The 13,598-nt window shown below is 63.9% G+C and carries 10 protein-coding genes; 9 read left to right on the top strand and 1 reads right to left on the bottom strand.

Features of this window, described 5'->3' with window-relative positions:
• Positions 1 to 186: 186 nt before the first annotated feature.
• On the bottom strand, positions 187 to 426 hold the full coding sequence (locus ACY69P_RS07335; RefSeq protein WP_462327023.1) for a hypothetical protein: 240 nt from the start codon (positions 424 to 426) through the stop codon (positions 187 to 189).
• A 298-nt stretch (positions 427 to 724) separates the two neighbouring features.
• Here ACY69P_RS07335 and ACY69P_RS07330 point away from each other — a divergent pair, with 298 nt between their 5' ends.
• The 9 genes from ACY69P_RS07330 (at position 725) to ACY69P_RS07290 (ending at position 13,551) form a co-directional block, all read left to right on the top strand.
• Entirely contained in the window at positions 725 to 2,359 is a 1,635-nt protein-coding gene (locus ACY69P_RS07330) for a glycoside hydrolase family 3 protein (protein WP_462327022.1), read from the top strand.
• Positions 2,360 to 2,503: 144 nt separating this feature from the next.
• Positions 2,504 to 2,974 (top strand): chemotaxis protein CheX, encoded by a 471-nt coding sequence (locus tag ACY69P_RS07325; protein ID WP_404843101.1) that lies wholly within the window; start codon positions 2,504 to 2,506, stop codon positions 2,972 to 2,974.
• 121 nt (positions 2,975 to 3,095) lie between these two features.
• Positions 3,096 to 5,255: an AsmA family protein gene (locus ACY69P_RS07320; protein WP_462327021.1), complete on the top strand. Its 2,160-nt coding sequence runs from the start codon at positions 3,096 to 3,098 to the stop codon at positions 5,253 to 5,255.
• Positions 5,256 to 5,428: 173 nt separating this feature from the next.
• Positions 5,429 to 6,307 carry a DMT family transporter gene (locus ACY69P_RS07315; RefSeq protein ID WP_462327020.1) on the top strand — a complete coding sequence of 293 codons (879 nt, stop codon included), beginning with the start codon at positions 5,429 to 5,431 and terminating at the stop codon, positions 6,305 to 6,307.
• A gap of 39 nt (positions 6,308 to 6,346) precedes the next feature.
• Positions 6,347 to 9,601, top strand: a complete 3,255-nt coding sequence (locus ACY69P_RS07310) for a UvrD-helicase domain-containing protein (RefSeq protein ID WP_462327019.1) — start codon at positions 6,347 to 6,349, stop codon at positions 9,599 to 9,601.
• Positions 9,594 to 10,049: a 2-thiouracil desulfurase family protein gene (locus ACY69P_RS07305; RefSeq protein WP_462327018.1), complete on the top strand. Its 456-nt coding sequence runs from the start codon at positions 9,594 to 9,596 to the stop codon at positions 10,047 to 10,049. The genes ACY69P_RS07310 and ACY69P_RS07305 overlap by 8 nt, the downstream gene beginning before the upstream one ends.
• Positions 10,037 to 12,028, top strand: a complete 1,992-nt coding sequence (locus ACY69P_RS07300) for a hypothetical protein (RefSeq protein WP_462327017.1) — start codon at positions 10,037 to 10,039, stop codon at positions 12,026 to 12,028. Before ACY69P_RS07305 ends, ACY69P_RS07300 begins: the two co-directional genes overlap by 13 nt.
• Positions 11,994 to 12,941, top strand: coding sequence for a RecB family exonuclease (locus ACY69P_RS07295; RefSeq protein ID WP_462327016.1), 948 nt, complete (start codon positions 11,994 to 11,996; stop codon positions 12,939 to 12,941). The genes ACY69P_RS07300 and ACY69P_RS07295 overlap by 35 nt, the downstream gene beginning before the upstream one ends.
• A gap of 295 nt (positions 12,942 to 13,236) precedes the next feature.
• Entirely contained in the window at positions 13,237 to 13,551 is a 315-nt protein-coding gene (locus ACY69P_RS07290; protein ID WP_459901509.1) for a hypothetical protein, read from the top strand.
• Positions 13,552 to 13,598: the final 47 nt, after the last annotated feature.

The following is a 13,598-nucleotide window of genomic DNA, read 5'->3' as shown; positions in this document are numbered from 1 at the left end:
CTTTTTTCGGGCTGGCTTCCAGCCCGAAAACCTTGGGATTCGTAAGGGCCCACGGCCCTTAAGCCGCCGGAGGCCCCCTCTCGACTCACGGCGTAACGACCCGGCCATCACATGGCACCCAAAAAAAGGCCCGCCGCGGTGCGGCGGGCCTTCACTCTTCCCCCGGGAGGTAAAGAGTTCAGGGCGCTAGGCTTTTTCGACCTTAAGCGCGTCTGCGCACAGGGCGGTCAGCTTGAAGGTTTTGCCTCCGGCCTCGAACGTATGTTCGTTGGCGGGAAACAGTTGCACGGTTGGGGACCAGGCATCGCCTAGGAAGACATCCTTGGCTTCGCCGTTGCTTTCGAAGCGCAAGGCCGTCCCGTCGTCTAAGGTCAGTATCTCCCCGTGATGAATCTCAACGGGCAGATCGGATTCCTTGTATTCCATGGTTCACCTCCGAGCACCACCGGGGGACGCCTCCACTATACCCCCACAAAAAGAAAACACAATACTTATTCAAGCAATCCAAAAGCATACCAGCGCATTAGGAGATTTTGTTTTACCGTCCACCTGCTCGCGCATAGCAGAGCCAGTACACGCGCAATGAGGCGTAATATGCATGCTGCGCGTTGGCATTGTACAGCAATATTGGGCCATGAAGCGGGATTAACAGTCCCTAAACCGACGTTGCGAGAATGCGCCAAAGGGGGTTGACGAACCCTGTGCTTTTCCAGATTGTTGGCGCATGCAACGATTTTTCCTGACATTCATCCTGTGTGCTGTCCTTTTCTGGCCGCCCACCGTAGGGCACGCCGCGGCGCAGTCCACTGTGGACGCCACGCTGTCCCACATGAGCCTTGAGGAAAAGGTGGGCCAGCTGTTCATGGTGTGGTTCGAGGGGCGCGAGAATGCGCCGCTGCTGCGTGAAGCCATCACCCGCCGCCACGCTGGCGGCATTATTCTGTATGATATTACGGACAATGTTGGCACGCCGACGGAGGTTGCCCGGCTGACCAATGCGGCGCAGCGTATGGCGGCGGAGTCAGGTGCGGGCGTCGGCCTCCTGATTGGTATTGATCAGGAAGGCGGCCCCGTGGTGCGGCTGAAGAACGGCTTCACCGTGTTGCCGTCCGCGGCGGCTATTGGGGCCAGCGGCTCGCCGGACCATGCGGCGCGCGCGGCAAGCATCATGGCGCAGGAAATGCGCGCGGTGGGGATTAATGTCACCTTTGCACCGGACGCGGATGTCAATTCCAATCCGGATAATCCCATTATTGGGGTGCGCTCCTTTGGCGGCACGCCGTCGCAGGTGACGGCCATGGCCCGCGCGGCCATGGAGGCGACGATGGAACACGGTGTTCTGCCGGTGCTAAAACATTTTCCGGGGCATGGGGATACGGGATTTGACTCCCACCTGCACTTGCCCCGCGTGGCGCATCCTCGCAAGCGGCTGGACGCCGTGGAACTGGCCCCATTTCGGGAGCTTGCCCAGGCGGCACCGGCCATCATGACCGCGCATGTTGCCGTTCCCGCCCTTGAGCCGAACCCGGATGTTCCGGCCACTCTCTCGCGCCGGGTGCTGACGGACGTCCTGCGTGGGCAGCTGGGCTTTGCGGGCCTTGTTGTGACCGACTCCCTCGGTATGGGGGCCATTGCCAACACCTTTGGTGCGGACGAAGCTGCGCTTCAGGCCTTTCAGGCTGGGGCGGATTTGTTGCTCTTTGGCGCGGACAAGGGGCACTCACCTCAGGAGGCGCTGGACGCCATGGACACCGTCCTGCGCGCCGCGCGCCGGGGTGATATCTCGCGGCAGCGGCTGGACGCATCCGTACGCCGCATCCTGCACGTCAAGGCGCAGCTTGGCGCGTTGCAGCCACGGCTGGTGGATGCCAAGGCCGCGGCGCGCCGTGTTGGTACGCTGGGCAGCCGCCGCGCCGCAGACGCCATTGCTCTGGCCGGAACCCGCATCCTGCGGGACACGCAAAACCTGCTGCCCCTGCCCAAAAGCTCCGCGCCGGTGGTGGTCCTTCCCAAGGGCGTCGCCACGGCTGACGATATCCTAACGGCCTTTCCAAGCGGCACATGCCTTATCCGCATCCCCGCGCACCCGGCGGAGCAGGATGCCGCCACAGTGGCGGCGCGGGCAGGCGAGCGCCCCATCATTGTACTCATTGGCAAGACGGGGAAGGCCCCGAAACAGGTTGCCTTTCTCCGCGCCCTTGTGCAAAAGGCGGGTGCGCAGGCGCCCGTCGTTGCCGCTGCGCTGGACATGCCCCACGCGGTGCTTGCAGAGACGGACATCCCCTGCATGGTGGCCACGTGGTCATCGGTTCCGGCCAGCATCAGGGCCTTGGCACGAACCCTGTTCCACGCCAAATAGCGACGGGCGGCGCATTTGCCCCTACCACTGCCATGCGCGCGATAAAGCCGCACCAGAAACGCTCTGGTCATTGATTCCACCACGCATGGCTGGTACATTTAATGGACTCCCAATCATTCCCACAACCGAGCAAGGAAACAGCACATGAGCATCCAGGACGATGTGAGAATAGTTAAACCGTTCCTGGCCGCAGTAAAAAGCGTCATCTCGACCATGGCTATGATCGAGGTTAAATCCGGCCAGCCCTACATCAAGCGCGACACGGTCGCCATGGGAGACGTCACCGGCGTCATCAGCATGTCCGGTGAGCGCAACGGCACCATCTCCGTCACCTTTACGGAAAAAAGCATTCTGACCATCGTCAGCAATATGCTGGGTGAACCCATCACCGAAATGGGGCAGGACATCCGCGACGCTGTGGGCGAAATCACCAATATGATTTCCGGTCAGGCGCGCAAGGGCCTTGCCGAAGTGGGCATGACGTTTGAAGGCGGCATCCCCACGGTCATCATGGGCACAAATCACACCATCACCCACATTTCCAAGGAACCTATCCTCGCCATCCCCTTTTCCACGGATCAAGGGGACTTCACCGTCGAGGTCTCCTTGGAGTGATGCCACGCGCACGCGCGCTGGCTTCTTGCGCCGGTTTGTCGGCGGCGCCTTGCCCTCTCCCCGTTGCTCACACGCCCATGCGCATCTCCGGCACAACTTCCTCCGGCAGTGAGGCTTAATCATGAAGAAGACCTTTATCATTTTCGGCCTTATCGGGGCGGTGCTCGTTACGCTCGTCGCCCTGGCAACCGTGCTGGCCCCCATTTATCTGAATCCCAACGACTACAAGGACGAGATTGCCGACCTTGTCCACAAGCACACCGGCAGGACCCTCACTTTCAATGGTGATATTGGCCTGTCCGTGTTCCCGTGGCTTGGGGTGGAGCTTGGCCCTGTTGCACTGTCCAACGCGCAGGGCTTTGGGGAAGCCCCCTTTGCCGAGGCCGCACATACGTCCATTCAGGTGAAGCTGCTGCCGCTTTTGAGCAAGGACGTCCACGTCAAACACGTGAACGTTGACGGCCTGTCCCTGCACCTTGCGCGCGACGCCAAGGGCGCAACCAACTGGGCGGACCTTCAGGCCAAGAGTGCGGCGCCCACGCCCGCTACGCCAGCAAGCCCCGCCCCGCAGACGGATGCGGGCGGCCCGGCGCTTCCCGTGTCCTCCCTTGCCGTTGGCAGTGTGTCTCTGAGTAACGCGCGCATCGCATGGGACGATGCCTCAACCGGCGACAGCTACCGCCTGAGCAGTCTGCAATTCAGCACCGGTCCCCTTGCGCCGGGGCGTCCCTTTGACTTTACCTTTGCCACCACGGCGGCGGCGAACAAGCCCGCCCTCAGCGGCGACATCCGCCTTGCGGCGCAGGCCGAGGTCTCGCCGGACTTCACCCGGCATACGCTCAAGAACGCTTCGCTCAATCTGGCCGTAGCGGGAGAGGACATCCCCGGCGAGGAAATCGACGCCGCCGTCTCCGCCGACATCATGATTGACCTGAACAAGGGCAACATTTCCATTGAACAGCTGGCGCTCAAGGCCGCGGGGCTGGACGTGACGGGCAAGGTGGACATCAAGCACTTTGACGCCACGCCGCAGGTGGACACGGACCTGTCCTTCAAGCAGTTCAACCCGCGTCAGGTTCTGCGCACGCTGGACCTACCGGAGCCAGAGACCGCAGACCCCACCACGCTGCAAAGCGCCAAGCTGGACATCACCGCCTCGGTAACGCCAACGTCGGTGAATGTGCCAAGGCTGGACCTTGTGCTGGACGACACGTCCCTGTCCGGCTCTGCCCGCGTCAGGGATTTTGACACGCCGGACGTGGCATTCAACCTTGTGGCGGACGCGCTGGATGTGAACCGCTACCTGCCCCCGGCTCAGGAAGAGGACGGCGAGGGCAAAGCGTCCACCGGCGGGAAAAACGCGACCTCTGCCGAGGGCGACGGCGCTGGCATCGACAAAGCCTTCCTACGCTCCCTCAAGGTGGACGGCTCCCTCAAGGTCGGCACCCTTAAGGTACATAAGCTGCGCTTCAACGACGTGCAGGTGAAGGTGCAGGCCCTTGACGGCCTCATCCGCATCAATCCGTTCTCCGCCGGGGCCTTTGGTGGCCGCCTGCAAACGGCCTTCACCACGGACATGCGCACGGACACCACCACGTCCTCCCTCAAGGCCAACGTGGACGGGCTGAACCTTGGTTCCGTGCTCACGGAGTTCGCGGGCAAGGACTACGTGACGGGGACCACCACCGCCAGCCTTGATGTTTCCGGCACGGGGGAAAGCTGGTCCACCCTCAGCCGCACCCTCGACGGCGTGGCGGCAGTCACCCTGCGCGACGGCGTGTTCAAGGGCTTCCAGATTATTCCGGAGCCGGTGCGGGCCGCAGCCGCGCAGCACGACCCGCAAAACCGCACCAAAAAAAACATCGAAAAACAGCAGCCCTTCCAGAGCCTCAGCGCCAGCCTCAAGGTCCGCGACGGACTGGTCTCCACCAACGACACCGTGCTCACCGCCCCACACCTCAAGGGCGTGGGCAATGGCACGCTGGACCTGTCGCGCAACTGGGTGGACTATAACACCGCCATAAGCATCTCCGCCCTGCCCAGTGTGCCCTTTAGCATCAGCGGCCCGGTCACGGACCCGTCCTTCTCCCTCAACAAGACGGCGTTCCTTAAAAACCTTGTCTCCAGCCCGCTGGATGTAGGCAAAAAGGCCCTCGACATCGGCGGTGATGTGGGCAAGGGCACCCTCGACATCGGCAAGGACGTTATTCAGGGCATAGGCAAAGGCATAGGCAAGGGCCTCGACTCCATCTTTGGCGGCAAAAAGCGCATCGAAGAATAGTCCTCACCGCCCCGGCTTTTCCATCCAACCGCGCCGTCTGGCGCACCCCATTTTTCCCTATCGCGCCGGGCGTCTTCCCGGTTGCTTTTCTCCGGCTTCAAAGGCATGGTTCCCCGTTTGCCAACGCATACGGATGACCGCACCTTGTGAACCTCTACGCCCGGAAAAGACCAATGACCGCGAAAGGCTACCTCTACGTCATCATCGCCGCCACGCTGTGGGGCATTACCGGCCCGCTGGCCAAATATGCATTCTCCTATGGCGTCCAGCCGCTGGAAATCGCCTTCTGGCGCTGCGCCATCCCGTTTGTTCCCTTCGCCTTCCAAGCCCTGCGCGGCAGAAGCCTGCGCATTGACCGTGGCGACAGGATGGCTGTGCTGTCCTTTGGCCTGATCTGCGTTGCGGCGTTCTATGGCGTGTATCAGCTGGCTATTGAGGCTGGCGGCGCGGCCATGGCCTGCGTGCTGATGTACACCGCACCGGCATGGGTCGCCATCATGGCGTGGCTGGTGCTGGGCGAAACAATGACGCCCGCCAAGGTCGCCGCCGTGGTTGCCACCCTTGTGGGCGTGGCCGGCGTGAGCGGCGTCTTCTCCGGCGCGGACGCGGCCACGCTGTCCGTCACCGCCATTGTCTTTGGCATCGCCTCGGGCATGACCTACGCCATGTATTTTATTTTCGGAAAGCGCCTCATGCCGCGCTATACCACGCCGCAGCTGTTCTTCTACGGCCTGCCTGTTGGCGCGCTGGTGCTGTTCCCCATGGTGGAGTTTCACGACAAAACCCCCGGCGCATGGGCGGCCATTTTTGCGGTGTGCATCCTGTCCACCTACCTTGCCTACTCCTTTTATTATGCCGGGCTGAAGCATTTGGAGGCCACGCGGGCGTCCATTGCCGCCACCATTGAGCCTGTTGTCGCCTCGTCCATCGCCTTTGTGTGGTGGGATGAAAGTTTCAGCGTTATGGGATATATGGGAAGCGCGCTCATCCTTGGCGCCGTCATCCTCATCATCCTCGACGGCAGACGCGCCGAAGCGCCCCTTCCGGACTAACGCCCGGACGCACCCACAACCCGCATCCGCAAAGACGCTATGCTCGTACAAGTCAAGGCTTCCGCCGGTTCCGGCAAGACGTTTGAACTCACCTCGCGCTTTCTGCGCCTGCTCCAGCAGGCCAGCGACGGCGTGCCCGCCGCATGCGGCGCTGTCCCCGGCGAAGGATACGGCTGGTCCGAAATCATGGCCGTCACCTTCACCAACAAGGCCGCCGCGGAAATGAAGGAACGCGTGGTCTCCTCCCTCAAGGACCGCGCCCTCGGCGAAACGGGCGGCCCTGCGGGGGAATGGAGCAAGGGCGAAGCCGCACTGTGGCTGACCCGCATCCTGCGCCACTACCACCAGCTGAACATCCGCACCATCGACAGCCTGCTGAATATGTTCATGCGCATCTTCGCGCTGGAAATCGGCGTTGCGCCGGACTTTGACGTTATCTTCGACGTGGACGAGGTCTTTGCGGAACTGTTCGACGGCCTCACCGCCCGCGCCGAGGATGGCGGCGAGGATGAACAGCAAATGATCCGCGAAGCCCTGAGCGCCATGCTCCATATGGAGAATAAGCCCGGCTTCAACCTGTGCCAGAGCTTCCGCGAGCGCCTCACCGCCGTGCTGCGCTACCGCCTTGGCGACCCCGCGCCCTTCCAGACGGACCCGCGCATCCTGCACGATGTGGTCGTGACCCACCGCCAACGCTTCACAGATGCCGCCCGCTCCATGCAGGACGTCATTGCGGAGCACAACGTGGACGTGCTGGCCAACTTTGCCAAATTTCTGGACAAATGCGTCGCCCACACGGAACGCGGCGATGTCCCCAAGTCCACCTATATCCAAAAGGACTGCCTTGCGGACTGCGTCAAAAAAGCCGCCAAGAACAGCGTGCCGGACGCCGCGGAGGACGCCTTTGCCGCGCTGCAAACCGCATGGACGGTCTATAAGGACCTGCGCCCGGTCTTCGAGAGCGCGCGCAACCTTGCGCCCTTCATCCCCTTGGCGGACCGCCTGCTGGATGGGCTGAAAAAGCTGGAGGAAGACTCCGGCGTGCTCCTCAATGGGCAGTGCCCCGCCATTGCCCACCGCCTGCTGGACGACGCAACGGGCGTGCCCGATGCCTACTGCCGCATGGGCACCCGGCTTATGTACATGCTCATTGACGAATTTCAGGACACGGGCCGCGACCAATGGCTGGCGCTGCGCCCACTGACGGCGGAATGCGTCGCCAAGGGCGGCGGCATGTTCTTTGTGGGCGACGTGAAGCAGGCCATCTACGGCTGGCGCGGCGGCGACGCCCGCCTGTTTGACGAAATTCCAGAGGACGAAGAGCTCTCGGCCATGGTGGAGGCCACCCGCGCCACCCTGCCCCGCAACTGGCGCAGCAGTGAAGTCATTGTCGACTTTAACAATCAGGTCTTTGAGCGGCTGGCGGACCCTGCCACGGCGCGCGTTGTGGCAAACGCCATGCAGGACGGCGCGCCCAAGCACGCGCGTGAGGCCTTTGCGGAAAACCTTGTCACGGCCTTTACCGGCACCGCGCAGGAGGTGGCCCCGCCCAAGGCCGGCTCTGGCGGCTATGTGCGCCTTGAGCGCGTCTTCCGCGACGACAAGGCCGAACTTTTCGAGGCCGTGCGCGACCGCCTGCACGACATGTTTCTTGGCGACCTGCTGCGCCGCCGTCCGTGCTCCGACGTGGCGGTGCTGGTACGCTCCAACGCCGAGGCGTCGGAAGTGTCGCGCTGGCTCATTGAATGGGGCGTTCCGGTCATTACCGAAAACAGCCTCAGCCTTGCCGAGCACCCCATCATCCGCCAGCTTGCCGCACTGATGACCTTTCTCGACTATCCCTTTGACGACCTTGCCCTGTGGGAGTTCGTCTCCGGGCATGAAATCTTCCTGCGTCACACGGGGATGGATATCGACACCCTGACGGACTGGCTGGCCACCTGCGAGCGCGGCCCGCTGTTCCCGCGCTTCCGCGAGGCTTTTCCCGAGGCATGGGACAGGCACATTGCGCCCTTCCAGCAGCAGGCCGGGCTGATGAGCCCCTACGACATGGTCCGCGAAGTGGCCGCGCACTTTCACATCATCGAGCGCCACCCGCAGGACGAGCTGTTCGTGCGCCGGTTTATGGAAGTGGTCCACGCCGCCGAGGAATCCGGCAGGCAGTCCCTGTCCGCCTTCCTTGAATACTGGACGCAGTCCGGCGGCGAGGAAAAAGTGCCCCTCCCGGAGAGCATTGACGCCGTGCGCGTGATGACCATCCACCAGTCCAAGGGGCTGGAATTTCCCGTCTGCGTGGTGCCCTTCCACCACTGGAACGCGGACCCGCGCAACGAGCTTGTGGCCGTGGAGCAAGGCGCCACCCGCCTGCTGGTCCACCTGCGCAAAGAGTTGGACGACCTGTACTGGAACCACACCGCCAAGGTCATGCAGGAGCAACTCAACCTGCTGTACGTGGCGTGGACGCGCCCGGTGGAGGAACTCTACTGCCTGCTCACGTCCACCAAGCGCTTTCAGGGCTACCCCTTTGTGAAGGGCGTGGACGCCCTCGTCGGCGCGGACCTGTGGCAAACGGCGGATGATGCGGAATTCCGCGAACACGGCGTGCGGCCACGCATCCCGGACGCGCCCCTGCCGGACACTCTTGCCGGGTCCCAGCCCGAAGGCGGCGACATCGCGCCCTTGTCCGCCGAGGACCGCCACACCGCCGAGACCCCGGCGCGCCCCATGGCGTGGCTGCCGCGCCTCAAGATTCACCGCCACTTTGAGGACGACCTCTCGCACGATGAGCTGCTGGCCGGGCGCACATGGGACGAGCGCGCACGCGGCACCCTCATGCATACCGCCCTCGACCGCCTGCGCGTTGAAGACGACATGGACGCCGCCATCCGCCGCGCCGCCGAAAGCGCCGTGGCAACGCATGCGGACATCCTGCCCGTGGGGAGTGACGCCCGCACCGCCATCACCGCAGAGGCCGAAGACATCCTGCGCTGGGTGGTCACCGTGCCCGGCTTCCTCAGCTGGCGCGAGCATGGCGCGCCCGAATGCCCCATCCTCGACGCCGAGGGCAACGAGCACCGCCCGGACCTCTTGGTCACAGGCGACGGGGGCACCCACGTTGTGGAATACAAAACCGGCGCGCCAGACCCTGCGCACGAGGAACAGGTCCGCCGCTATCTGCGCCTTGTGGCGGCCATGGACGCCCTGCCCGCGCCGCACCACGGCACCATCATTTATCTGGACCGCAAAATCACCGTCGACGTCAGCCCGCGTCGTCAGGAGCCGAACAATGCCTGATACTGAAATCTTCATCGTCAGCGCCTGCCTTGCCGGGTGCGCCACCCGCTACGACGGCAAGGACAATGCCTGCGACGCGGTGGTGGAACTGGTGCGTCAGGGCCGCGCCATCCCCGTCTGCCCGGAACAGTTGGGCGGCCTGCCCACCCCGCGCCCCTGCTCGGAGCGCCGCGACGGACGCGTGGTGACCGACGGCGGCGAGGACGTCACAGATCAGTTCGCCCACGGCGCGCGCGAGGCCCTGCGCCTTGCCCGCCTTGCCGGATGCCGCACCGCCGTCCTCAAGATGCGCTCCCCCTCCTGCGGGGCGGGCCGCATTTACGACGGCACCTTCTCCGGCACACTCATCCCCGGTGACGGTATTTTTGCGGCCCTGTGCAAGGCCGAGGGCATCACCGTCATGAATGAAGAGACGTTCACCGCCAAGGACGCCGCATGTCCCGAGTAATCCTTGTTGACTGGCGGCAGGATTTCATCCCCGCCCTGCGCGATATTCTTGTGGAGCGTACCGGCGGCGACATGCGCGGCGCCGTGGTGGTCTTTCCCCACCAGCGCCCGCGCCGCCACCTTGTGGAACTGCTCTGCGCCGACGAGAGCCTGCCCAAGCCGCTCTTTCTGCCCGAGGCCCTATCCGTGAACGACTGGATAACGGACCTGCGCCACCAGCTGGACCCCAGCCCCCTGCGCACGGTGAACCTGCTTGACCGGGCGGGCCTGCTCTATGACGTGGTGGCCGAACTGCGCCAGACCGAGGGCGGCCTGCTTGGCGAACTGCCCGTGGAGCGCGAGCGCTTCTTCCCGTGGGGCGCGCGCCTCGCTGAACTGCTGGAGGAGCTGTTCCGCCACTCCCGCACGCCGCGCAATCTGCTGCACCTCTCTACGGAAGTGCAGCCCATGGCCGCCGCCCTGCTGGAGCACCTGGCCCGCATTCACGAGGCCTATGACGCCCGCCTGACCGAGCGCGGCTGGACCACGCCGGGCCGCGACGCCCGCTATGTGGCCCAGCACGGCGAAGAGGCGGCGCGGCTCATGGACGGCAAAACCATCATCCTTGCAGGCTTCTACGCCACCACAGGCACCGAGGACGCCCTCTTTCGCGCCATGTGGGAGCATGCGGGGGCCGACATGGTCCTGCACACGGACCCGCAACTGGCAACCTTTCCTGACCAAGCCCACTGGACGTGCAGCGAGCATCAGCGCTGGCTGGAACGCTGGGGCGCCATCCCCGAATGCCGGGACTCCGCCGCGCCCATCGCAGAGCCGGAACTGTCCTTTGTAGAGGGCTTTGACCTGCACTCGCAGCTGAGCGCCCTTGAGGACACCCTCACCGGCGCACAGCCGCGCGACACCGCCGTGGTCATTCCGGACACCGCCTCGCTGATGCCCGTGCTCCACCATCTGCCCGTCAAGGACGTGAACGTCTCCATGGGCTACCCGCTGTCGCATTCCAGCGTGCACCGCCTTGTGGAAATCATCCTGCGCCTGCAGGAGACCTCGCAGGGGCCGGGCCGCTACTACTGGCGCGAGGTTGTCGCGCTGCTGCGGCATCCGGACCTCAAAATGCTGGAGCCGGGGGACACCGCGCCCATGCGCGGCATTCTGCGGCACTTTGAAAAATCCATCCGTTCGGGCGGCACCTTTCTGGACCCGCTGGACTGGGCGCCGGAGCCGGACGCGTGGCCCGAGGACGCGGACCAACACTTCAAGGACGTGCAGCTTGCCTGCCTGCGCGACGTGCTCACCGCCTGCCTGACGCGTTTTGAACACGTGCGCGACCTTGCGGGCCTTGGCGACGCCCTGCTCGGCGTGGCCGCTGTACTGGTGCCCGAAGACGGCGCAGGCCCATGGCACCGCTTCCCCATTGACGCGGAGTGCCTGTTCCGCCTTGTCAAAAGCACCATCCCGGACCTGACGGACTGCGCCATCAGTCACGACCCAACCTCGCGCAGCGTCCTCTTCTCCATCCTGCGCCAGCTCATCCGGCGCGAGCGCGTCCCCTTTGAGGCGGAGCCGCTCACGGGCCTTCAGGTGCTGGGCATGCTGGAATCGCGCCTGCTGAAATTCTCCACCGTGCACATCGTGGACGCCACGGATGACAAGCTCCCCGGCGCGCCCGCCTACGATCCGCTGTTGCCGGACCCGCTGCGGCGTGAACTGAACCTGCCGGACGGCCGCCACCGGAGCCTTGTTTCCGCGCACAACTTCCACCGCCTCATCGCCGGAGCAAAGAGCGTACGCATCTACTACCAAAGCGGCTCCGACGGCGCAGGTCCCCTTGGCGGCAAAAGCGTACGTAGCCGCTTTGTGGAGGAACTGCTGTGGCAGGAGGAAAAAAAAACGCGGCCACCGCATCGAAAGTGGCGCTCCGCCGCTGGAGACCGTCTCCTTCCCTGTGCGCGGCATCCCCACAGCGGAGCATGCCATTGAAAAGACCGCCACCATTCAGGACGCGCTGGAGCGCATGCTGGCCACCAAGTCCATCTCCGCCTCGCGGCTGGACGCCTATCTGCGGTGCCCGGTGCGCTTCTTTTATCAGGTGCTCACGCCCCTGCGCCCTGTGGACGAGGTCAGCGAGGACGGCGACCCGGCGGAGCTTGGCACCCTTGTGCACGGCGTCCTCCAGAGCTTTTTGACGCCCTATGTCGGAACGCCGACGGACATCGGCGCCCTGCCCGCCAAAGAGCTGATGGACCTGTTCTCAGAGCAGCTGCATGCGTCGGCCTTCTTCTCGCAGATGCCGTGGGACATGCGCACCGCCCTTGAAAGCACCGGGCGCGAACGCCTGCGGCGCTTCCTTGCCGGGCAGGGCATGACCACCATCCTCAAGCTGGAGGACCGCTTTGAAACGCCGTTTGAGGTGGACGAGACCTCCGTCCTCATCAACGGCGTCTTTGACCGCGTGGACGAGCGCGACGGCGACGTGCTCATCCTTGACTACAAGACCGGCGGCATGGGCGTGCCCGCCCACGGCCTGTGGACGGACGACGAGCTGTGGGACCGTGTCGCCACATGGGAACCGGGCGACGACTCCCCTCTGCCACACCTTGCAGACCGCCTGCCCAGCATCCAGTTGCCGCTCTACTGCGCCATTTACGCCAAAACCACGGGCACCCTCCCCGCCAATGCCGCGTGGGTGGAACTGCGCTCGCAAGGCGCGGAAAACCCGCTCTTCAACGCCAAAAAGGCCGACGACGAAATGCGAGAGGCCGTCATCACGGACCTCACGCCAACGGCGGTGCGCTTTCTGCTGCGCCACATGAGCGCGTGCGAGCGCTTCGAGGCGCGGCCCGGGCGGCACTGCGACTGGTGCCCCTACGGCTTTGCCTGCCCCAAATCATAACGGACCTCACGCGCGCCCCGGCCACATGGCTTGGGGCGCGTTTTTTATCAGCAAAAATATTCCCTTCACCCACGGCCCTTCCCGCAGATTTACCCAATTCCATCCCATCAACCCGTTGCCTCGACGCGACTTTTGGTCTATCTTCACACGTAGGGATACAAATCAAGCAAACCATGCGTGATGTGTAGCACCAAGCCGTATTTCGTATATCTCATCACACGCGTGAAAGACGGCCACCCCTCGACCGCCACCGTCTCGGGGCCATATGGGGGACCGCAAGGGAGAACCAAAGCGTATGACGCTTTACAAGACCTACAGCGGTGAACATTTTCCAAAGGTCTACCTCGTCGTCCGCAAGGGAGACGTGCCCGAAAAAATCGTCCCCTTTAACATTTTGTACCTCTTCGGGCCGCTGACGCTCTCCAAAGGCTCCATCAATGCCTCGCACCTGCCCTTTGCCAAGGGCGGGCAGCACCGCATAGAGCAAACCATTGAAGAGGACGGCTACTGTTTCTACAAGTGGCCGGGGAAAATCCTTGGCAGCACCCTTGGCGACGTGCTGGAGCCGCTGGACGCTCCGCCGCCCCCCCGGTCCTGCAACGCATCCTAATTCCCCCACTCTTCCCCCCAAGGACAGACAAGGCCGCCCGGCACCAT

The organism is Desulfobaculum sp. (assembly GCF_054921475.1).
Note: the sequence above shows the minus strand (reverse complement) of the source record. Positions and strands in the feature narration are given on the sequence as shown.